The following is a 20,213-nucleotide window of genomic DNA, read 5'->3' on the forward strand; positions in this document are numbered from 1 at the left end:
GTCAGCAACTACCTCCAGTTTTTGTATTCTGCGCATCCTGCCTAGGATGGGGTCATCCCCGCGATCTTGAGGGGTGCCGGATTGCCTGCGGAATCATCACCAGGCTCGTTGCTGCAGTTCTCATTGGACAAGTATTCTCTGGGCGAGCGCTCGGCGGCAAAATACTCATCGAAACGTGCCTGGGCCTGGTCGCCGAACAGTATCCGGCAGGCTTCCATCAGCCCGGGGGATTGGCGAATCTGGTCGTCGGTCGCCACCAGGGATATCTTCGAGCGCCGGCGCAGGAAGTCCTCGAGCCGTGTGATCATTTCGCGGCGTTGGGCCTGGTATAGCTCGCAACGCAGGTATTCGGTGCCTTCGATCAACAACTCGCCCTGACTCGGGTCCTCTCGAATGGCCTCGAGCATATCCATGGCCTGGGCCCCATAGCGGCGCCACAGGCGGGTGGTCAGCGGCTCGCTGGATTCTGGTGAGGTCATGGCATCGAGGTTCATCAGCCTGGCCTGGTGCAGGAAGGCTTTCTTGACCGCTTCGGGAGGCTCGCCATACCAGCGATAGTGCGGATGCGGGATGTCCACTCCAAGATGCTTCACCTCATCGACAATCTCTTCTCCTACATTCAGACAGTCGGTCAGCTTGCCGCCGAAGATACTGATGTGAGCGGTGTCGCTGTCAGTATCAATGGCGTGCTTGCGCGAAAGCTGCAGGAAGTCGCGGTCGTTGCCATTGCTGGCCTTGATGGCGAGAGGGCGGACACCGCAGCGAGTCGAGATGATGTCGCTTTTGTCGAGCGGCTTGTCCAGGCAAAGGCGTTTATTGATGTTGTCCAGCACGAAGGCGATATCTTCGTCGGTGACATGTACTTCAGGGCTTTCCATGCGGGTATCGGTCGTCCCGATGCAGGTGCGCTGCCCCATGGGGATGACGAAGAACAGCCGGCCGTCATCGGCGAAGAAAGCCAGTACACGCTGGCTATCGGTCAGCCGTGGCACGATCAGGTGGATACCCTTGGAGTAGGCGTGATGGTGCTGGGTCTGCTGCCCGGTCAGCCTATTGTGCTGATCGACCCAGGGACCGGCAGCATTGATCAGCACCTTGGCGCGAATCTCGAAGCTATTCTCGTCAGGGCTATTCTCTCCGGGGCTGTTCTCGTCAGGTCTGTCTTCGTCAGTCCCAGCCTTCATGACATCGCGGGCCTGGATGACCCAGGCACCGTTTTCGCGATGAGCCCCCAACGACTCGACATAGTTGGCTGCCACGGCGCCATGATTCAGCGCGGTACGCACGAAGTTGAAAACGAAGCGTGCGTCATTGTCATGCAGGTAGGCATCGGAGTACTCGAATCCACCAACGGCTTCGCGGGTATCGATGATCGCTTCTTCTTTCTTGATGGCCGATGGTTTCAGAAAACGCGGCAGGCGTGTGAAGCCATTGCCCATCAACCAGTAGAGCCAGGTGCCCGCCCAGAGATAGCGAGGCTGGTAGCGAAAGCCCTTGGCGATGGTGGTCAGGAAGCGGATTTCCTGGACGGTAGAAGGAAAGCTCTTGATCAGGTGGTTGCGGCTCTTGCACAGCTTGCGGACCAAGGCGAAATCGTGGCTCTCCATGTACTTGATGCCTCCCCATACCAGATTGGAGGAGTGCATGCTGGTGCTGCCAGCGAAATCGCCGCGATCAATCAGTCCCACCCTGACGCCCTTGCCGGCCAGGGCAGCCGCTGCCGAGGCGCCATTGATGCCGCCACCGATGACCAATACGTCGAATGTCTCGCTGGTCAGCTTGCGAATATTGCTGTTGCGCAGTTGCATAAGTTACTCCATGTCCTCCAGCTCCCACTCCATGGTGCGCCGCACGGCTTTCTTCCAACCCTTGTACTTGCGCTCGCGTTGCGTGGCATCCATGTGTGGTTCGAAGGTGCATTCCAGCTTGCCCTTGTCGACGATCTCTTCCTTGGTCCACAGACCCACGGCGATGCCGGCCAGGTATGCAGCTCCCAGTGCGGTGGTTTCAGTCACTTGGGGGCGATCCACGTTGACTCCGAGCATATCGGCCTGGAATTGCATCATGACGTTGTTGGCCACGGCGCCGCCATCGACACGCAGCGATTTCAGCGGGATGATCGAGTCAGCCTGCATGGCATCGATGATGTCGCGAGTCTGATAGGCCAGGGATTCCAGCGTGGCCCGGGCGATGTGTTCCTTGCGCGTGCCTCGGGTGATGCCGAAGATGGCTCCGCGGGCATACATGTCCCAGTAAGGGGCTCCCAGGCCGGCGAAGGCCGGGACCACGTAGACACCACCGGTGTCCTCGACCTTGCTGGCGAAGTATTCCGAGTCTTCCGCAGAGTCGATGAGCTTGAGCTCGTCGCGCAGCCACTGTACTGCTGCGCCAGCGATGAAGATGGCGCCTTCCAGGGCATATTCCACCTTGCCATCCATTCCCCAGGCGATCGTGGTGAGTAGACCGGACGTCGAAGGCACCGGGGTTTCCCCCGTGTTCATCAGCAGGAAGCAGCCTGTGCCGTAGGTGTTCTTGACCATGCCTTCTTCGAAGCAGGCCTGGCCGAACAGGGCGGACTGCTGGTCACCGGCGATACCGGCGATGGGCATCTGGGCACCTCCGAACATCTCGGCGTCGGTGGTGCCGTAGACCTCGCTGGAGGGACGAACTTCCGGCAGCATGGTGGACGGAATGCCCAGCTCGTCCAGCATGCGGGCGTCCCATTCCAGGGTGCGGATGTTGTAGAGCATGGTGCGCGAAGCATTGCTGTAATCCGTCACATGACGCTCGCCACGGGTCAGGTTCCACACCAGCCAGGTATCCATGGTGCCAAACAGCAGGTCGCCACGTTCTGCCCGCTCCCGAGCGCCCTCGACATTGTCGAGAATCCAGCGAATCTTGGTGCCCGAGAAGTAGGCGTCCGCCACCAGCCCGGTCGTCTCGCGGATATAGTCTTCCAGGCCGCGAGCGCGGAGCTCATCACACAGCGGGGCGGTACGCCGATCCTGCCAGACGATGGCGTTGTATACCGGTTTACCGGTGTGTCGGTCCCAGACCACGGTCGTTTCACGCTGGTTGGTAATCCCGATGGCAGCGACTTCGGAAGGCTTGATCCCTTGTGTTTCCAGAACTTCACGGGCCACTCCCATCTGGCTGCCCCAGATCTCCATGGCATCGTGCTCGACCCAGCCTGGCGTCGGATAGTGCTGGTTGAACTCCTTCTGGGCGACGCCCACGATCTGAGCGTCACGATCGAAGAGGATGGCGCGGCAGCTGGTGGTGCCCTGGTCGAATGACAGGATGTATTTTTGTGACATGGAACTATTCCTCGAAAATGTCGCTTGATGGCTGCGAAAGGGGTGCACCGGAGCCGCTATCATCCGTTGTGCTTCATGGCGGTTCTGCTGCTCGAGCCGTGTTTGCTTGAGTCGCGTTTTTCGGTAATGACGCTGGCGGCCAGGCACATCACGAGCACGACCAGTCCTGCCAATAACGCCAGTGGATTGCCATCAACGAATACATGGCGATAGAAGAGGGCTCCTGCGACGCCCCCGACCAGCGGTCCGACGACGGGAATCCAGGCATATTTCCAGTTGGAGCTGCCCTTGCCGGCAATCGGAAGGAAGAAGTGCGCCAGTCGTGGGCCCAGGTCGCGGGCCGGGTTGATGGCGTAACCGGTGGTGCCGCCCAGTGACAGGCCAATGGCGAGGATCAGCAGGCCGACGATCAGCGGATTGAGGCCTTCAGTGAAGTCGTTGGCGCCAATGGCGAGAACACCCAGTACCAGAATGAAGCTGCCGATGATTTCGCTCATCAGGTTCGCTGGCGTGTGGGGGATAGCAGGATCGGTACAGAACACGGCCAGCTTGGCTCCCTGGTCTTCAGTGGCTTCCCAGTGCGGGTAGTAATGCAACCAGACCACAACGGCGCCGATGAAGGCCCCCATCATCTGGCCCAGTAAATAGACCGGGACCTTGGCCCAGGGAAATTCTCCGATCGTTGCCATGCCGATGGTGATCGCAGGATTGAGGTGGGCGCCGCTGAACTGGCCCACTGCGTAGATCGCCATGGCGACACCAAGGCCCCAGCCAAAGGAAATGACGATCCAGCCGCTCGCCTCGGCCTTTGAGCGCTTCAGGACGACTCCGGCGACAACGCCGCCGCCGAAGATGATGAGGATCATGGTGCCGAGTATTTCGCCGATGAAGGGTGTCATGAGGGGCCTTTTCTTGTCAGTGTTGGATATTCTGAAAGTTCGGAATAGAAACCTAATGTGCGATAACGAACATTTCAACACCTGGTGGAAAAAGACTTGGTGAAACGAGAGCATTCGTTTGATTTTAATTTAATTTTCTTGTTTTTATACTTTTGTCTATAAGGGGTGTCATGATGTAAAGCGAAAGAAGCTATGTGCGATTTTGCCCTATCCTGATCGCAATGTTCGATTTAGAACCTTGCGGTTGCAGATATCTGGGGAGGGGGGGCTGGGAGTCTCGTCTTTGTGTTCAAATACTAGAGCTGCACACGCTCCACGAGAAAATCAAGAAAGGCACGCACGCGCAGTGGCAGGTAGCCGCCTTGCCCCATGAATACGGCATGCACTTCTTCACCATCACCTGGATTGCAATCTTCGAGCAGCGCTATCAGTCGCCCAGCGGCAATGTCATCGAGCGCCTGGAACCTGGCCAGCCTTGCCAGTCCCAGACCGGCGACAGCCAGGCGGCGGACTGCCTCGCCATCGCTGGCCTGGGCATTGCCGGAAGGCACGATGAGATGTTCTTTGCCATTGCAATGGAGTGGCCAGCCGCTGGTGGCACGTGTGTAGTTCAGGCCCAGCATGTTGTGGCGCTGTAGCTCTTCGGGAGTCGTTGGGGTGCCATGGCGCTCCAGATAGGAGGGCGCGGCAACGATCACCATGCGGGTGACGCCGAGCTTGCGTGCGACCAGGCTGGAACTCTTCAGTGGGCCGGCGCGAACGGCCACATCGGTGCGTTGCTCCAGAATGTCGACGACCTCATCTGTCAGCACGATGTCCAGGTCCACCTCGGGGTGTCGTTGCAGGAATTCGGGTACCAGCGGGAGAAGAAAGTGGTGGCCGAACGGCACGTTGGCATTTACGCGTAGGCGCCCGCGCGGTGTGGCATTGGCACTGGCACAACGTTCGGCCTCATCCAGGTCGGCCAGTACGCGTACGCCTCGTTCATAGAATGCGCATCCTTCCGGGGTGAGCTGCAGCTTGCGCGTGGAGCGGTTCACCAGGCGGGTTGCCAGCCGCTTCTCCAGTCGTGTAACCAGCTTGCTCACCGCCGAGGGCGTCATGCCACAGGCGCGTGCAGCAGCGGAAAAGCCTCCCAGCTCGATGACACGGACGAAGACTTCCAGCTCACCGGCACGGTTGACGTCGAGTCGAGCCATGACAGAGGACTCCTGTGAATTCAATTCATGAATGTTTGTCCTTCAGTCAGTCTATTCCTTTTGTGTCCTTGAATTCATCATCAAATCTCTTGTTGGTGATGAGTTCATAAATCATGAAACCTGTTTTCGACGACATGAACGCAGTAGCGCTCGATAACGCCGGTGACAGGGCAAGAGCATGCACTGATGAAGTTGTGCCTGCTCCTGCCTGGGTTGCCAGTTGGACAGCCAGTCCGCAAGCGGTGTGGGAGCCAGGCTTCCTGTTCCCCACCAATGTGCCGAACGAGCTGCACGACCAGACGGTACGTCAGGTAGCGCGTATCAGTCTGGGGGGAAGGCGGCTGCGCATCGTGCTGTCCAACGCTTATGGCAAGGCGCCATTGGTCATAGGAGGTGCCAGCGTAGGACGGGAAGGCATGCAAGGTGCGCTCGCAGGGGAGCTATTGCCTGTCACGTTCGATGGAGAGCCGACAGTGACCATTGCCCCTGGCGCCTCGTTGACCAGTGACCTCATCGCGCTTCCCCTGGCTGCGTTATCGAGGGTCAGTGTGAGCCTGTACCTGCCACAGAAGACACCGCTATCCACCTTTCATTGGGATGGGCGCCAGACTGCCTGGATAGCGGCGGGAAACTGGACGGCCGAGCGTGATCTTGCCGTGGACGCGCAGGCTACCACAGCACGACTGCTGCTTAGCGCTATCGAAGTGGAGGCAGAGGCTTCGGCCTGGAGTGTGGCTGCCATTGGTGACTCGATCACGGATGGTGCGGCTGCCAGCCTGGATGCCGACACGCGCTGGACGGACTTCCTGGCCGAGCGATTGGCGCCACAGGGAGTGGCGGTGATCAATGCGGGTATCTCCGGTGCTCGCCTGCTGTCCGATGGCATGGGTGTCAATGCCTTGGCTCGCCTCGAACGTGATGTACTGGCCCAGCCGGGCGTTCGCAGTGTTGTGGTGCTGCTGGGCATCAATGACATCAGTTGGCCGGGAACGGCATTTTTCCCGGATGGCTCTCGGCCTGCGCTGGAAACGCTGGTTTCCGGTTATCGGCAACTGATCGCACGAGCCCGGAGCCGAGGCCTGCGTGTGATCGGCGCAACGTTGCCACCTTTCCTTGGTGCACTGCCTGATACGCCGCTGGAAGACTATTACCACCCCGACAAGGATACCTTGCGCCAACAGGTCAATGCCTGGATTCGCGAAAGTGATGCCTTCGATGCTGTAGTCGATTTTGATGCGGTACTGCGTGACCCTGACAATCCTGCGCGTATGGCGGAACCTTTCGATTCCGGTGACCACTTGCATCCAGGGGATGCCGGCAACAGGGCCATGGCCGAAGCGGTGGCGCTCGACACCTTAGGAGTTCGCATGAATTCTGCGATGAATGCTTTATCATCTGCCGTGCAGGAGCGCTGAACCATGCTGTTTTCTTCCTACCGTCTGGGTGAGCTGGAATTACCCAACCGCATCGTCATGCCGCCGATGACCCGCGCACGTGCCGCCAACGGCAATGTTGCCACTGAGCTGATGGCCGAGTATTACGCCCAGCGTGCCTCTGCCGGATTGATCATCACTGAGGGCACGCAAATCAGCCAGCAAGGCCAGGGCTATGCCTGGACACCAGGTATTCATTCTCCTCAACAGGTCGCTGGCTGGCGCGCTGTGACCGATGCAGTGCATGCTGCTGGGGGGCGTATCTTCGCTCAGCTATGGCATGTCGGCCGGGTTTCCCACGTTTCCTTGCAACCTGGTGGCGCTGCACCGGTGTCGTCTTCTCCGCTTATGGCCGAAGGCGTCAAGGTCTTCATTGATCCTGAGGGTAGAGGGCCTCAGGCCGGTGAAGGGCAGATGGTGCAGCACTCGTCTCCGCGTATGCTGAATGCAGAAGAGATTGCCGGCATTGTGCGCGACTATGCTGATGCTGCCCGTAACGCCATGGCAGCAGGTTTTGATGGTGTCGAGCTGCATGCGGCCAATGGCTACCTCATCAACCAGTTCATTGATTCCCAGGCCAATGCGCGTACTGATGAGTACGGAGGCAGCCTGAGCAACCGGCTGCGTTTTCTGCAGCAAGTCGTCGAAGCGGTGGCTGTTGTTACCGGGCCTGAGCGCCTCGGCGTTCGCCTGGCGCCATTGACCACATTGCAAGGTGCCGTGGATGACACACCACAGGCCACCTATCTGGGCGCAGCAAAATGTCTCGATGAGCTCGGAGTGGCCTATATCCATGTCGCCGAAGCGGATTGGGACGACGCGCCGGTGATGCCGGAAGCGTTCAAGGAAGCGCTGCGCCTGATCTATGGTGGCACGCTGATCTATGCAGGCAAGTACACGCAGGAGCGAGCCGAAACGGCACTGCGTAATGGCTGGGCCGACCTGATTGGTTTCGGGCGACCGTTCATCGCCAACCCTGATCTGCCGGAGCGCCTGCGCCAAGGCATTCCCTTGAATGAACTCGATACCACACATTTCTTCGGAGGAGGTGCCGCGGGCTATACCGATTATCCACTTGTCGTGTCTGATGTCCCCGAGCCTGCTGCAAGAGAAAGCTCGGCACGAGTGTGATATCACACTTCGGCCGGCCTGTGACATCTTGATGGAATGGGCTGTCACAAGCCGGCCGGCATCATGCATTACTCCGCTATTTTCGTTTCGTGAAGGTAGCGCCAACGCGGCTTGTCCTTATCCAGCTCAATCATCACCACTGACCAACGCGTCAAGACTTCTCCGGCGTTGTGATGCGTTTCCCGATATCGGCACATCACGCCATGGGGCGCATTGAGCAGCATCTCGTAACCATCAATGGCAATGCGCAGATCCGGAAAACGGCCAATGTTTTTGTGAAACAGGCTCTCAACCTGGGAGAAGTTTGCTGTCTGGCCCCCTATTGTCACCATAGTGAAGCTTTCACTGAAGCTACCAAGCAGCTTCTCCAGTGAAGCGTCATATTCGTTTTTTCCGGTGAAAACGTCTTCTATCCATTGATGAATTTCAATCACACTGTGATAGGCAATTAATTCCCTTCGGGACTGCATGGCGACTCCTGATGTCTGCTGAGCTGAGAGAGGCGGAGCAAGGGGAGTAATCCCAGTGCAGCCGCAATAAGAAATGTGATGTGATAGGCCGATGTCGTAGTGGTCTGCTGTTGCAACAGGTTAAAGATGAAGGTGAAGACTGCCGCCCCGATACTGAGCGATAGTTGGCGATTGAGATTCCAGATGGTACTGGCCCGGGCGAGACTTTCGTCTTCGAAATCCAGCATGGCAGTGGTCTGAGCAGTGTTCGCGACAACTCCGCCACCCGCTCCCATCAACAGATACGCGGCGACCAGTAGTAATAGTGAAGAAAGGTGTGCCTGGCCAACCAGAGAAAGTAAGGCAATGCCCGCAGCATGCAGCACTATGCCGGTGAAGAACAACGGCATGGCTCCGGTGCGGTTGTAAAGTCGTCCACAGGTCAGTATGGCGAAGAAGGCTGCTACAGCATAAAGCACCATCAACAGGCCAGATTGCCCGGCTGACCATCCCAGCACTCTCTGAAGGTAAAAAATGCTCAATAGATTCACGCCGGTAAAAACACCAGGAACAGCGTGATAGACCATAACTGAAAGACGCATGCGAGAGTTGTTCAGCATGCTTAAATCGAGAATCGGATCTTGCTTGTTACGGTAATGCTTCCAATAAAGCTGAGCGCAGAAAATTCCCAGCATGACCAAGCCAAGAGGTATATGTTTGGCAGCAGAGTCGGCATAGAGAGATAATCCAAGCAGTAGTGTGGCAACCGAAAGGCTGATCAGTAGAAGTCCCTTAAGATCCGGGCGTCGAACTATGATTTTCTCTGGCCTGATCCAGAGTAATGCCAGTACAGCAACTGCAAGGCTCAGCGGGATATTGCTCAAAAATACCCAGCGCCAGGAAAAGTGGTCGACAATGGCGCCGCCTGTACTGGGAGAAATAGCTGGCGCAATCAGTGCCACTGTCATGACCAATGTGGAGATCCGGGCACGTTCGTGTTTCTTGAATAGATTAAGTGTGAGCGCCTGGCCGACTGGGATCAACAGGCCACCACCGAGCCCTTGAATGATGCGGGACAGTACGAGTAATGAAAGGTGATCGGATATTCCTGAAAAGAATGCACCAAATGAAAATATTAGCATGGATGCCATAATGGTCAGGCGTGCTCCAAAAAGGCTGGAGAGCCAGTTGCTGACCGGAATGACAAGAGTGATCCCGAGGATATAACCATTGGCTACCCAAGTGATGCTGGATTCAGAAACCTGCAGCTCGCGAGCAATATCCGGCAAGGCAATTGCTGACATGAAGATGTTTATGCAGTCGATAAAGAAACCGATCAGGAAAATCAAGGCAATACGATAACGATATGTCATTTTAGACCTCCGGTGTGAAGTCTAATTTGGCTTGACCGAAGGCGTCGACTAAATTACTTTGAACGCATCGTTTACTTATTATTAACCGTCAATGCATAATCATTTGAATCGCATACAGGCCTTTTTGTCTGTGGTGGATAGTGGATCATTCACCCGTGCAGCAGAGCGGCTTTTCATTAGCAAGGCGATGGTGAGTATCCATGTGAAGTCACTGGAGGAGGCTCTGAATGTTCCCTTGCTTATTCGTAATTCACGAGGAATATCTCTAACGGAGTCAGGAGAAGCGCTCTATCATGATTTTAAAGAAATATTCGCTAATATAGAGGCATCGCTGGAAAATGTTGCGGATATACATCGCTCACTTAGTGGAGAGTTGAGGATCACTTCCACAGCAGAATTTGGCGAGCAGTTTGTTCTTCCCTTGGTTGGAGAATTTTGCAAAGAGCATCCTGGTATCAACATCAGCTATTATGCTGACTCTTCCTTGAATAACCTGGTCAATGAACGGATAGATCTGGCAATCCGTCTGGGTACGTTGCGTGACTCCTCTCTGAAGAGCCGAAAACTTGCGAGTTATGGAATAGTGATGGTGGCTTCTCCTCAGTGGTTGGAGGAAAACCCAATCAACACGCTGGATGACGTGAATTCGGCCACATGGATTGCGAACACCAATTTGCCCACGCCCACGCAGTGGACATTACGCAAAAGCCATCACCCGGATTTCGAGGTGCGCGCTGTCGCACGCTTCCACAGTAACGCATCGTCTTCCACGAAGGTCATGGCTCGCTCTGGTCTGGGGATCGCGATTCTGCCTGAATGGATGGCTCAGGAAGACATTGCCCAAGGACACCTTGTTCACCTGTTTCCTGACTGGTCATTACCTCAGCAGGACGTCAGTGTCGTCTTTCCAGGGGATCATCGCGTCCGTCTGAAATGCCGGGTGTTTATCGATTTCCTCATAAAGAACCTGCAGATATAAATTAACCTGCATAATTCCCGCTAGTCGGCGGCCTTGATGAGCTCCAGCACCTCCCGGAAGTGTGGATGCTTGCAGTCATGCAGCCATTCGAACAGCACCATTTCGTGGGTCACGATGGTCGCCCCGGCTTGCTCCAGTCGGTTCATGGCCGCTGCATGGTCCTCGGGGTGACGCGAGCCACTGGCATTTGCTACCACCCATACCCGTTTGCGGGCTCGAAGCAGGCCTAGCGCTGTTTGCAGCATGCAAACATGCGCTTCGCAGCCAGCAATGATGACCTGATCACACTTCTTGGTGGCTCCTGCCAATTCCTCAACCAGCCCATCCGCGCAAGCGTCAAAGTGCGTTTTGGCGAGGGTATGAGTACATTCGGACTTCACCGGTGCGATGTTGGGCCCAAGCCTCGACGGGTTCTGCTCTGTTCCGAGCACCGGAATGCCAAGTATCTGCGCTGTTCGAGCGAGGATCCGGGCATTGCTCGACACTTTTTCTGCGTCGTGAATGGCGGGCATCAAGCGCGCTTGATAATCCACCAATACCAGGGCGCTTGCTCTTGCATTGATCGCCTGCATCCTTCATCTCCAGAGAAGCTGATTCGGCTAGCCGAGTGAGGGCATAGATTGAGAAAGTGGATCTGAGTATTGATGACCTCGCCCGTTCTTTGCTCTGTTCGTTGGTGCTGGATGAGGTCGATTGAAGTCATAGTATCACCGGGACCAGACGCTGGACTGACCAAGGCACATCGCCCATTTCGAAGGTCCCTGGCGGTAATGTGCTCCTATCTATCCATAAATCGGCATAGTCATATGCATCTGGTTCATCTACCGGATAGGAGTGGGGCTGGCTACCTTGGAGTTCTGTAATAGGACTCAAAGGAGAACAAGGCTATGGCACAGAGCATTCCTGACACCATGAGGGCGGTTGCGGTCAATCGCTTTGGCGGCATCGGCGAGATGGCACTACAGACGGTTCCCGTGCCTGATCCGGGACCCGATGAGATTCTGATCCGAGTGGAATCTGTTGGCGTAGGGGTATGGGATCAATGGGAGCGCGAAGGAGCTTTTGCCGAACTCTTTCGTGAGCGGCATGGCAGTGAGCCAACATTTCCCTATGTCATCGGTTTTGATGGGGCAGGTACCGTCGCCATGACGGGAAGCGATGTCACACGATTCAAGCCAGGGGATCGTGTATATGCCGATCGGCACATCAACCCCAAAGGCGGGTTCTATGCCGAGTATGTCGCGGTAAAAGAGGACTTCGTCTTTCCTGTTCCGGCAAACCTGAGCATAGAACAGGCGGGAGCGATGCCGGTAGACGCGATCACAGCACTTCTGGGGCTCGATGATACGTTGCAACTCAAGGAAGGAGAGTCACTGCTGATCTTTGGTGCAGGCGGTGGTCTTGGACACTTGGCCTTGCAGTTGGCAAAGCGGATGGGGGTGCGTGTGATCGCGGTCGCTTCGGGTGAGGATGGCGTGGCGTTGGCCACTCGTCTGGGAGCTGATGCGACAGTGAATGGACGCAAGGATGATGTGGTTGCAGCGGCACGCGAGTTTGCGCCGGAGGGCCTGGATGCAGCATTGCTCACTGCTGGCGGGGAAGTCGCCCAGCGTACGCTTGAGGCATTGTGTAACGGCGGGCGCGCTGCCTATGCACGTGGAGTGAGTCCAGCGCCTCAGGCTCGGCCCGGTGTGGAGATCAAGGAGTACGTCGGTGATGAAGCGGGGCGTGCGGTATTCGAAAAGCTCAATCGCCTGATCGAGTCCGGTCCATTCGAAGTGCACGTTGCTCGCACATTTTCACTCGAGCAGGCCGCAGACGCTCATCGAGCCCTTGGTGAGCACTATCTGGGAAAACTTGCCTTGAAGCTGGAGTGATGAACCGGTGTTCCTGCTTGTCTGCACCTGGCCATGCCGAGGATCTGGCTGTCGGGCCAGGGCAGACAAGCGGGAAACTCCAAACGAATGGGATGCATGGATATCACGCATCGGTCATCCTGCGAACCCAAGGATCAGCGTCAGCTCTCCATCAAGTGCGTCACGGCTTGGGTCAGATATTCCTGCATGGGCTCGTTCATCCATGTGTTTTTCTTCAGCTCTGGCTCCTGTTCGTTGGCCTGGCGAATCCTCGCGTGTGTTTCGAGATTGTCACCGGCAAACCTTCGCAATAATGCCAGCCATGCTCCTGCCAGTTGCTGGGCAGCAGGTGCCTCAGGAGGTGTTTGATCTTCCACCAATTGGCGGAGCTGGGCCATCAAGGGGGGCCATTCATGCATGCACTGTGGATAGTTCTCGCTCATGAGCTGGAACTCGTCTTCCGACAGGTATTGCCGGTAGATGGCCAGCTTGTGCGAGGCAAGTGCCTGCATCACGAAGTCCGCGACTTGCGTGGAAATGCCTAGCTGATTCTGGACCCCAGGCTCATTGGCATGCATGGCATTCAGCTTGTCGAGCAGGCGAGGGTCGCCGTCCGTATCGCGCTCCAGTGTCGTCATCCAGCGCTTGGCTAGCTCCTGGGCCTCGGTCGAGGAAGGCAAGGCGTTGTGGCTCAACAATGTTTCGGCCTGTGTTATCAGGTTTTGCCATTGTGTCTCGCACTCGGCATCGGCCTGATAGAGCTGCAGGCGATTCAACTCTTCGGGGGTGAAGTAACGGTCATACATGGTCATCAACTCCAGCGTTTTCAGCCAATCGCCCATGGCAGGCTCTTCACCGTGCACGAACTGCCGGTGCATGTTTCGCAGCCGGTCACACAGCAGACGGCGGTGAGCAATCTGCTGTTCCAGCATGTGAATCTGCCGTTCGATCACCGTAGCCATTGGTGGCGATGGCTGGTCGAGCAGGGTGCCGATATCGCTCAATGTCATACCCAGGGACTGTAGCGCCTGAATGCGGTGCAGGCGGTCTATATCCTGACGTCGATAGAGTCGATAGCCGGCCTCGGATCGCATGGACGGTTTGAGCAGACCAATGTCGTCGTAATGGTGAAGTGTTCTGACCGTGAGTCCCGTGCGTTTGGCCAGTTCACCAATGCGCAGCAACATGCCTCATCTCCTTGCGTTCATGCGTGACTGGAGCATGAAGGATCACGTTACGTGAGGGTCAAGCGTGCTGTTGGACGCTTTTTGCGTGCTGGAGGATGACTCGCTTTCTTCATCTTTGTCTGAGGTCGTTTCCCACCATTGGCCCAAGGCATCGATCAGCGGTACCAGTTGGTGGCCGGCGGCTGTCAGGTCGTATTCGACACGCAATGGATATCCCTCGAACTCGGTGCGTTCGACGATGCCGGCTTCCTGAAGCTTGCGCAGCTCCATGGTCAGCATCTTATGAGAAATGGTGGGATTGTCCCGGCGCAGGTCGGCAAAGCGCTTCGTGCCTTCCTTCAGGTAATAGATCAGCAGAGTCGGCCAGCGGCCACTCAGGATCTGCATCACTTCTTCGATGGGGCAGCGTGAAACCAGATCTTTCATGGCAGGCCTCGTAGTTCAATTTCTTAGTTCAATCTCGTCGTTGCAGTCTCGTAGCGACAATCTCGTCGTTGCCATCATGGTTACCAAAAAGTGCGTAATTTACTTGCCTGGGAAGGCGAGTAGGATCGGACCGAGCTGCGCAGCGTCATGACTCATTCGTGTCTTGGAGAATAGACGATGGAACCGATCCTACTTTACGGCTACCCCTTGGGCAGCTCAATGGGGCTTGTCGCTGCCCTGGAATGGCTGGGCCAGCCTTACCGCCTGTGCCGCGTTGATATGCTGGGCGAAATGCGTGATCCATCCTATGCGCGGATCAATCTTCGCCATGAAACACCCGCTTTCATCACTGATGAGGGCAGGGTGCTGAGCGAAACCATGGCGATTGCTGCCTGGCTAGAAGCCAGAGACGTCGAGCGGCGTATCAGTTTCGATCCGTTGACAGCGGAGGCTGATCGCATGCATCAGTTGATGGGGTTCGTGAACAGCGGCTTCACAGGGGCATTCACTCCTCTGTGGATTGCTTTGGAGATGGAAGTGCCAGACCCCACCATTCAGGCGATGCTGCGGAAATCAGGTATTGAGCGGGTTATCGAGCGGCATGACAAACTCGAAGCCATGATCGGAGAGGATGCCTTTCTTATTGGCGAACACCCGACACTCGCGGATGCGCTGCTGGCTGGTGTTGCCCGCTGGCTTGAGTACTTCGATGTTGCCGCCAAGGCGCGCTGGCCGAAACTAGCGGCACTTCGTCAGCGATTGGAAGCCGAGCCAGCCGTGATCTACGCGACAGCATTGGAAAGCGGCGAGAGTATCCAGGGAGCGGGTGCCTGCCTTGGCCATGTGTCACTGGCTGAGGTGATCGAGCGTTACGGTAACTGAGATCTCCTCACGCGAAGCCACCGGCTTTGGCTGGCTTCGCATGAGCATGATGTCCTTACTGGGGCTGGCGTCAATCTCGCGAGAGCTTCTTGACTCGTTGCTCGGCACGTTTCACTGTCGCTATTTTCTCTGGTCGTTTCATGGCCTTCCAGCGACGTATTTCATCTATCGTGCGCCCACAATCGACACATAGCTCCCCTTGGAGTCGGCAGGCAGATATACAGGGGCTATCTATTTTCTTCGCCATTCAATGACTCTCCGGTTTCGAGCGTAGTCGTCGTTGCCAGTTGCCTCCGTGGGCTCGCTGGCACTCTTCTTCGCTATCGAAGTCGACATGGCGAGAGATGTCGTCGACGTGGATACCCATACTGGCAAAGGCTTCGGCGGTAAGGTCGAGAATTCGTCCATGGGCTCTGCCTTTCAACGCCTTGGCAAGGTGGGTATGCGTATCGAATACCCAGATCACTTCCAGGCTTTCGGGAAAGTGTTGGTAGTCGACTCGATGAGTCAGCCAACAGAACCCGAGCAAGGTTGGCTTGGCCGCCTCACAGACGCGTGTCAGCTCCGTGACTAAAAGCCGATCCATCTTGCCGCGTTCTCGCTTGGCAATCATGCAGGCTCCTGTGTGTCAAAGTGGTCGAGAAATGTGTCGATCTGATCCAGAAACGAGTGAGTTGCCTGTCGACGTTTCTTGGGCCAATGACACGATGGCGGCACGGATTCGTATCTTTCAAGATGTTATAACATATCCATACTGAAAGGCCGATTCCAGAAAAGTGGGGTTGGCTTGCTATCGCTCCAACCCCACTCTCTGATCAGGACAGCAGCTTCAACAGCGCCAGAGCGGATGCTTCGGATGAGGCGGGGTTCTGGCCAGTGACCAGCAAGCCATCCACTTCGACATGGGACTGCCAATCGTCCCCCTTGGTATAGCGACCGCCATTATCCTTGAGCATGTCTTCCACCAGGAAGGGGACGGCCTGGGTGAGTCCCACAGCATCTTCTTCGCTGTTGGCGAAGCCGGTGACGGAGCGGCCATTGACCAACGGTTTGCCGTCGCTGTCTTTGACATGGCGCAGTACACCGGGAGCATGGCAGACGGCTCCGATGGGCTTGCCTGCTCTGTCGGCACTTTCCAGCAGCATGATGGAGTCGTGATCCTCGGCAAGGTCCCATAATGGGCCATGTCCGCCGGGATAGAACACGGCATCGAAATCCGCGATGGAGACATCGGCCAGCTTGCGGGTATTGGCCAGGGCCTGCATGGCCGCGGTATCGGCCTCGAAACGACGAGTGGCGTCTGTCTGGGAATCGGGCTCGTTGCTCTTGGGATCGAGCGGAGGTTGGCCACCCTTGGGAGATGCCAGGGTCAGGCTGGCACCCGCATCGATGAAGGCATAGTAGGGGGCTGCCAGCTCCTCGAGCCAGAATCCCGTCTTTGCGCCAGTATCACCGAGTTGGTCGTGGGATGTCAGGACAATGAGAACGTTCATGATATGCCTCTGTGCATGCTCTGGTGTGTAAGTCCGGTGTGCTGGTACGCAAGCTTTACAGCTCGCCGACGCGGACGACGACCTTGCCGAAATGCTTGCCTTCAAGCAGGTCGATAAGGCCTTGGGGCGCTTGTTCCAGTCCATCGATGAACGCTTCGCGCAGCTTGACCTTGCCTTGTGCCAGCCATTGGCTCATGTCGCGCATGAAGGGGGCCAATCCTGTCTCGTAATGGTCGAGGATGATAAAGCCCTGCATATGCAGGCGTTTGGCCAGTATCTGCATCATCAGTTGCGGAACGCGGTTCGGGCCTGCGGGTAGCTCTGTCTGGTTATAGTGGGCAATCAGCCCGCACACGGGAATGCGTGCTGCGACATTGAGCTGGGGTAGAACGGCTTCGAACACCGCGCCACCGACGTTTTCGTAGTACACGTCGATGCCATCGGGAGTGGCGGTGGCCAGCTGCTCGGCGAAATCCGCAGCCCGGTGGTCAAGGCACACATCAAAGCCTAGCTCTTCCACTGCATAGCGACACTTTTCTGCGCCACCGGCGATGCCTACGGCGCGAGCTCCCTTGAGTTTGGCCAACTGGCCCACTACCGCGCCGACCGGGCCGGTGGCCGAGGCCACGACGACCGTCTCGCCAGCCTGGGGCTGACCAATGTTCAGCAAGCCGTGATAGGCCGTGAAGCCTGGCATGCCCAGTGCGCTCAAGGCCAGCGATGGCTGCGGCATGTTGTTGTCGAGTGGAATGAGATCAGAGCCATCCGAGAGTGCATATTCCTGCCAGCCGCTATTGCCGTTGACCAGGTCGCCAACCTTGAACTCAGGATGACGAGACGCTTCCACGCGGCTGACCGTGCCGCCGACCATCACCTCGCCGAGCTCTACCGGAGGGGCATAGGAAGGGGCATCGCTCATGCGTCCACGCATGTAAGGATCGAGGGAGAGATAGATCGTGCGCAGCAGTACCTGTCCCTCGCCAGGTGTTGGCACCGCTTGCTGCTCAAGGCGAAAATCGCTTGGCTTGGGAGCCCCGTTGGGGCGTGAGTTCAGGACGACTCGGCGATTGCTGGGGGTTGTCATGGTAGCTCCTTGAGTTGTGAGCATCGTGATGAATTTCAAGAGTAGACCAGTCGTCTACAGGGTGGGCGAAAAAGTGGGTAAAAAAACAGAGAGTAAAACTTCAGGGGCAACACATTCCGCTAAGTCGAAATTTCACAAAGTAGAAGTTGTAGAGAATGAAATGGTAGGTAGTGAAAGTTTTAGATCATGGAAACTTTAGATCGAGGAAGAAGGCAGCCCCAGAAGAACATGGGTGGCTCTCAGCGCCGTATCCAAGGGCTCACGGTCGCGAGTGATCTTGGCGCGCAAGCTTGCCCCCAGCCAAAGCTGATATAGCGTAGTCGCCGTATCCTGTGGGCTGCTCTGGTGCAATAGGGAGCCATCGGTCATACCGGCTTCGATTGCCCGTGCCAACCGCGCGATCACCTGATCGGTACCATGTTGCAGCACGATACGCATGGATTCGGACAGATCACTGACTTCCGCGGCCAGTTTCACGGCGAGACATTTGCCCTTCGGGTCACAGTCGGACTGGGTATCCCGCCATTTGATCCAATAGCCCATCAACAACTCGGCTCCGGATACGCCAGGTTGGGTCAGGCATGCCTCGAGCTGGTCCAGATAGGCGGAAAAATACGTCTCCAGGAGAGCTTCACCAAAGGCTTCCTTGGAGCCGAAGTAATGGTAGAACGAACCCTTGGGCACGCCTGCTGCCTGGAGGATCTCATTCAGGCCAACCGCCGAGAACCCCTTGCCGCTGATGATAATCTGGGCAGTATCGAGGATGTGCTGGCGCATTTCGTTGATGGGGGATGTTTTCATGCTCTGCAGCATACTCATTATTAGACCAGTCGTCTACAAGCCGGTCGTCTATCAACATTAGGGAGCCAACGTAATGGATACAGCACTGGCCGCAGCGTGCGAAGCCACATGGCCCGCCACAGAATATGCCAAGGCAGGTGGATTCAGCGTAGGGCGTGGACTTGGCGCAGGAGGGCGCGTCAGTTCCGCCCGAGCGATAGGTGACTGGCAAGAGAGTGACATTGATGCTGTCATCGCCGTGCACCAACACTGGCAACAAGCACCACTCTTTCGGGTGGTGGATGACGAACAACGGCTAATTGTGGCTCTCGAAGCTCGCGGGTTTCAGTGTGAGAACCCGACCGTGGTCATGGAAACCGCAACAGTTGAATTGGCCACTGTGGCATTACCTCGAGGAATGGCTTCTTCCATCTGGCCACCATCTGAGAGCCAGCGTGACATCTGGGCTGCGGGAAATATCGGCCCACAACGCCAGGCGGTGATGGAGAGAGTGAAGGGCGCCAAAGCTGCCATTCTTGGTCAAGTGGAAGGATGTTCGGCAGGTGCCGCTTTCGCCGCTATAGCGCAAGGTGTGGCAATGGTGCACTGCGTCGAGGTGCTGCCCGACTGGCAGCGTAGGGGCGTGGCCAGCCGCATGATGCACCAGGCTGCGCTTTGGGCTGCCGAGCAGGGAGCGTCGCGGCTGGCGCTGGCCGTTGGTCGCGAGAACATGGCTGCGATAGCCCTGTATCGGCGTCTTGGGCTTCGGGAGGTGGCGGGATATCGCTATTACTCGCCACCAGAAGGAGAGATCTGAATCTGCTCGCCTTGCCTGGTACACCATGCCTGGATTGATCTTGCATAGCCGGGGGGCAGGTTTCCAGGCAGGTCATTGATCGGGAAAGTTTCGATCATCTCGTGTTCATGGCTCACCAGGGGAGCGAACTGGCCGAGCAACGTGCAGCCGTAGGTGGCAATGAAGACATGCTTGTGCGGAATTACCTCAAAGAGGTAAGTATCGATAATATCCTCGACACACACTTCTATACTGATTTCTTCCTGAAACTCCCGCGCCAGGCAGCCTTCAGGCGTCTCTCCGAGTTCTATGCGTCCCCCTGGAAGTTCCCATTCGTTACGCTCATTGAGTGCCAATACCACCTTGTTGGACGGTAAGAGCAAGACGCCTTTTATTGATACAGGAAACATGACGACCTCTGGTAGTGACAGGTGGTAGTGACAGGCGTGATGACTTTGAACCTGTAAATGCATGTTCATGGGTATTCAATGATCACCCTACCCCTGAATCAAGCCCACTGTCTGCATGGCAAACAGGGCACTCAGCAACGCGTGTAGAGATCAGAACGAAGAAAGAATATCAGCCATCACAACGGTGACTTGATGCTCGCTAGGTGGAGCCGGGTGGTGAATCAGGGTTGAGGAGCAAGACCGCTATAACAGGTGTCATACAGAGAAACCCATGATAGAAAAGAAATGCATGATGTATGGGCGTGAATGGCTGCCGTAGTAACCGACAGCTCATCGCGCTGGAAAAGGAACATCAACGGCTTAACCACAAACCTGCTGCCACGGCAACGGCCACGGTGATGAAGAAAATGCGATTGCGCATGCGGGTATCGCGAGGGGGCTTGGCACTCATCAGGCTTCCTCGAAGTGAACGGATTGGTTTTGCCAATGGCAATGGGGTGACACATGGTAATCCCGTTG

21 protein-coding genes are annotated in these 20,213 nt (G+C 56.6%); 6 read left to right on the plus strand and 15 right to left on the minus strand.

What is annotated here, in order from left to right:
• Positions 1-41 precede the first annotated feature (41 nt).
• The 4 genes from E4T21_RS05060 to E4T21_RS05075 form a co-directional block, all read right to left on the minus strand.
• Positions 42-1,808, minus strand: coding sequence for a glycerol-3-phosphate dehydrogenase/oxidase (locus tag E4T21_RS05060; RefSeq protein ID WP_149283997.1), 1,767 nt, complete (start codon positions 1,806-1,808; stop codon positions 42-44).
• A gap of 3 nt (positions 1,809-1,811) precedes the next feature.
• Entirely contained in the window at positions 1,812-3,317 is a 1,506-nt protein-coding gene (gene glpK / locus E4T21_RS05065) for a glycerol kinase GlpK (RefSeq protein ID WP_149283998.1), read from the minus strand.
• Between the two features lie 59 nt (positions 3,318-3,376).
• The gene (locus tag E4T21_RS05070; protein ID WP_149283999.1) at positions 3,377-4,216 is read right to left on the minus strand and encodes an MIP/aquaporin family protein; all 840 of its coding nucleotides are present in this window, start codon (positions 4,214-4,216) and stop codon (positions 3,377-3,379) included.
• A gap of 296 nt (positions 4,217-4,512) precedes the next feature.
• Positions 4,513-5,415 carry a LysR family transcriptional regulator gene (locus E4T21_RS05075; protein WP_149284000.1) on the minus strand — a complete coding sequence of 301 codons (903 nt, stop codon included), beginning with the start codon at positions 5,413-5,415 and terminating at the stop codon, positions 4,513-4,515.
• 113 nt (positions 5,416-5,528) lie between these two features.
• Here E4T21_RS05075 and E4T21_RS05080 point away from each other — a divergent pair, with 113 nt between their 5' ends.
• Both E4T21_RS05080 and E4T21_RS05085 read left to right on the plus strand, forming a co-directional pair.
• Complete coding sequence (locus tag E4T21_RS05080) at positions 5,529-6,830, plus strand: SGNH/GDSL hydrolase family protein (protein ID WP_205423457.1); 1,302 nt, start codon at positions 5,529-5,531, stop codon at positions 6,828-6,830.
• 3 nt (positions 6,831-6,833) lie between these two features.
• The gene (locus E4T21_RS05085; RefSeq protein ID WP_149284001.1) at positions 6,834-7,979 is read left to right on the plus strand and encodes an alkene reductase; all 1,146 of its coding nucleotides are present in this window, start codon (positions 6,834-6,836) and stop codon (positions 7,977-7,979) included.
• A 68-nt stretch (positions 7,980-8,047) separates the two neighbouring features.
• Here the strand turns inward: E4T21_RS05085 and E4T21_RS05090 are convergent, their stop codons facing one another.
• Both E4T21_RS05090 and E4T21_RS05095 read right to left on the minus strand, forming a co-directional pair.
• On the minus strand, positions 8,048-8,449 hold the full coding sequence (locus E4T21_RS05090; protein WP_149284002.1) for a hypothetical protein: 402 nt from the start codon (positions 8,447-8,449) through the stop codon (positions 8,048-8,050).
• A complete protein-coding gene (locus E4T21_RS05095) occupies positions 8,428-9,801 on the minus strand; it encodes an MFS transporter (RefSeq protein ID WP_149284003.1) in 1,374 nt (457 codons plus the stop codon). The genes E4T21_RS05090 and E4T21_RS05095 overlap by 22 nt, the downstream gene beginning before the upstream one ends.
• A gap of 103 nt (positions 9,802-9,904) precedes the next feature.
• On the opposite strand from E4T21_RS05095, the gene E4T21_RS05100 reads away from it, so the two are divergent.
• The gene (locus tag E4T21_RS05100) at positions 9,905-10,780 is read left to right on the plus strand and encodes a LysR family transcriptional regulator (RefSeq protein ID WP_205423458.1); all 876 of its coding nucleotides are present in this window, start codon (positions 9,905-9,907) and stop codon (positions 10,778-10,780) included.
• A 20-nt stretch (positions 10,781-10,800) separates the two neighbouring features.
• Here E4T21_RS05100 and E4T21_RS05105 read toward each other — a convergent pair whose 3' ends face one another.
• Positions 10,801-11,352: a hydrolase gene (locus E4T21_RS05105; protein ID WP_149284005.1), complete on the minus strand. Its 552-nt coding sequence runs from the start codon at positions 11,350-11,352 to the stop codon at positions 10,801-10,803.
• A gap of 315 nt (positions 11,353-11,667) precedes the next feature.
• Between E4T21_RS05105 and E4T21_RS05110 the strand changes: the two genes are divergently transcribed.
• Positions 11,668-12,657, plus strand: a complete 990-nt coding sequence (locus E4T21_RS05110; RefSeq protein ID WP_149284006.1) for a quinone oxidoreductase family protein — start codon at positions 11,668-11,670, stop codon at positions 12,655-12,657.
• Between the two features lie 140 nt (positions 12,658-12,797).
• Here E4T21_RS05110 and E4T21_RS05115 read toward each other — a convergent pair whose 3' ends face one another.
• Together E4T21_RS05115 and E4T21_RS05120 are read right to left on the minus strand one after the other, a co-directional pair.
• Positions 12,798-13,823 carry a MerR family transcriptional regulator gene (locus tag E4T21_RS05115; RefSeq protein ID WP_149284007.1) on the minus strand — a complete coding sequence of 342 codons (1,026 nt, stop codon included), beginning with the start codon at positions 13,821-13,823 and terminating at the stop codon, positions 12,798-12,800.
• A gap of 42 nt (positions 13,824-13,865) precedes the next feature.
• Positions 13,866-14,249 (minus strand): winged helix-turn-helix transcriptional regulator, encoded by a 384-nt coding sequence (locus E4T21_RS05120; RefSeq protein WP_149284008.1) that lies wholly within the window; start codon positions 14,247-14,249, stop codon positions 13,866-13,868.
• Between the two features lie 177 nt (positions 14,250-14,426).
• Between E4T21_RS05120 and E4T21_RS05125 the strand changes: the two genes are divergently transcribed.
• Positions 14,427-15,131, plus strand: a complete 705-nt coding sequence (locus E4T21_RS05125) for a glutathione S-transferase family protein (RefSeq protein ID WP_149284009.1) — start codon at positions 14,427-14,429, stop codon at positions 15,129-15,131.
• Positions 15,132-15,201: 70 nt separating this feature from the next.
• On the opposite strand, the gene E4T21_RS05130 is transcribed toward E4T21_RS05125, so the two are convergent.
• From E4T21_RS05130 to E4T21_RS05150, 5 genes are all read right to left on the minus strand, one after another.
• Entirely contained in the window at positions 15,202-15,378 is a 177-nt protein-coding gene (locus E4T21_RS05130; protein ID WP_149284010.1) for a DUF1289 domain-containing protein, read from the minus strand.
• Complete coding sequence (locus tag E4T21_RS05135) at positions 15,379-15,744, minus strand: hypothetical protein (RefSeq protein WP_149284011.1); 366 nt, start codon at positions 15,742-15,744, stop codon at positions 15,379-15,381.
• A gap of 202 nt (positions 15,745-15,946) precedes the next feature.
• On the minus strand, positions 15,947-16,624 hold the full coding sequence (locus E4T21_RS05140) for a type 1 glutamine amidotransferase domain-containing protein (protein WP_149284012.1): 678 nt from the start codon (positions 16,622-16,624) through the stop codon (positions 15,947-15,949).
• Positions 16,625-16,679: 55 nt separating this feature from the next.
• Positions 16,680-17,708, minus strand: coding sequence for an NADP-dependent oxidoreductase (locus tag E4T21_RS05145; protein ID WP_149284013.1), 1,029 nt, complete (start codon positions 17,706-17,708; stop codon positions 16,680-16,682).
• Positions 17,709-17,903: 195 nt separating this feature from the next.
• Positions 17,904-18,509 (minus strand): TetR/AcrR family transcriptional regulator, encoded by a 606-nt coding sequence (locus E4T21_RS05150; protein WP_149284014.1) that lies wholly within the window; start codon positions 18,507-18,509, stop codon positions 17,904-17,906.
• A 73-nt stretch (positions 18,510-18,582) separates the two neighbouring features.
• Between E4T21_RS05150 and E4T21_RS05155 the strand changes: the two genes are divergently transcribed.
• The gene (locus tag E4T21_RS05155) at positions 18,583-19,305 is read left to right on the plus strand and encodes a GNAT family N-acetyltransferase (protein WP_149284015.1); all 723 of its coding nucleotides are present in this window, start codon (positions 18,583-18,585) and stop codon (positions 19,303-19,305) included.
• Here E4T21_RS05155 and E4T21_RS05160 read toward each other — a convergent pair.
• The gene (locus E4T21_RS05160) at positions 19,278-19,763 is read right to left on the minus strand and encodes an NUDIX hydrolase (RefSeq protein WP_240349297.1); all 486 of its coding nucleotides are present in this window, start codon (positions 19,761-19,763) and stop codon (positions 19,278-19,280) included. The genes E4T21_RS05155 and E4T21_RS05160 overlap by 28 nt on opposite strands.
• Positions 19,764-20,213 lie beyond the last annotated feature (450 nt).

The organism is Halomonas binhaiensis, assembly GCF_008329985.2.
GTDB classification, from domain to species: Bacteria; Pseudomonadota; Gammaproteobacteria; order Pseudomonadales; family Halomonadaceae; genus Halomonas; species Halomonas binhaiensis.

Bases quoted from the DNA above. Each gene is read 5' to 3' on its own strand.
- E4T21_RS05060 (WP_149283997.1), bottom strand. From the start codon at position 1,808: ATGCAACTGCGCAACAGCAATATTCGCAAGCTGACCAGCGAGACATTC.
- E4T21_RS05090 (WP_149284002.1), bottom strand. From the start codon at position 8,449: ATGCAGTCCCGAAGGGAATTAATTGCCTATCACAGTGTGATTGAAATT.
- E4T21_RS05105 (WP_149284005.1), bottom strand. From the start codon at position 11,352: ATGCAGGCGATCAATGCAAGAGCAAGCGCCCTGGTATTGGTGGATTAT.
- E4T21_RS05115 (WP_149284007.1), bottom strand. From the start codon at position 13,823: ATGTTGCTGCGCATTGGTGAACTGGCCAAACGCACGGGACTCACGGTC.
- E4T21_RS05145 (WP_149284013.1), bottom strand. From the start codon at position 17,708: ATGACAACCCCCAGCAATCGCCGAGTCGTCCTGAACTCACGCCCCAAC.
- E4T21_RS05140 (WP_149284012.1), bottom strand. From the start codon at position 16,624: ATGAACGTTCTCATTGTCCTGACATCCCACGACCAACTCGGTGATACT.
- E4T21_RS05110 (WP_149284006.1), top strand. From the start codon at position 11,668: ATGGCACAGAGCATTCCTGACACCATGAGGGCGGTTGCGGTCAATCGC.
- E4T21_RS05135 (WP_149284011.1), bottom strand. From the start codon at position 15,744: ATGATTGCCAAGCGAGAACGCGGCAAGATGGATCGGCTTTTAGTCACG.
- E4T21_RS05125 (WP_149284009.1), top strand. From the start codon at position 14,427: ATGGAACCGATCCTACTTTACGGCTACCCCTTGGGCAGCTCAATGGGG.
- glpK (WP_149283998.1), bottom strand. From the start codon at position 3,317: ATGTCACAAAAATACATCCTGTCATTCGACCAGGGCACCACCAGCTGC.
- E4T21_RS05120 (WP_149284008.1), bottom strand. From the start codon at position 14,249: ATGAAAGATCTGGTTTCACGCTGCCCCATCGAAGAAGTGATGCAGATC.
- E4T21_RS05130 (WP_149284010.1), bottom strand. From the start codon at position 15,378: ATGGCGAAGAAAATAGATAGCCCCTGTATATCTGCCTGCCGACTCCAA.
- E4T21_RS05160 (WP_240349297.1), bottom strand. From the start codon at position 19,763: ATGAACATGCATTTACAGGTTCAAAGTCATCACGCCTGTCACTACCAC.
- E4T21_RS05150 (WP_149284014.1), bottom strand. From the start codon at position 18,509: ATGAAAACATCCCCCATCAACGAAATGCGCCAGCACATCCTCGATACT.
- E4T21_RS05070 (WP_149283999.1), bottom strand. From the start codon at position 4,216: ATGACACCCTTCATCGGCGAAATACTCGGCACCATGATCCTCATCATC.
- E4T21_RS05155 (WP_149284015.1), top strand. From the start codon at position 18,583: ATGGATACAGCACTGGCCGCAGCGTGCGAAGCCACATGGCCCGCCACA.
- E4T21_RS05085 (WP_149284001.1), top strand. From the start codon at position 6,834: ATGCTGTTTTCTTCCTACCGTCTGGGTGAGCTGGAATTACCCAACCGC.
- E4T21_RS05080 (WP_205423457.1), top strand. From the start codon at position 5,529: ATGAAACCTGTTTTCGACGACATGAACGCAGTAGCGCTCGATAACGCC.
- E4T21_RS05075 (WP_149284000.1), bottom strand. From the start codon at position 5,415: ATGGCTCGACTCGACGTCAACCGTGCCGGTGAGCTGGAAGTCTTCGTC.
- E4T21_RS05095 (WP_149284003.1), bottom strand. From the start codon at position 9,801: ATGACATATCGTTATCGTATTGCCTTGATTTTCCTGATCGGTTTCTTT.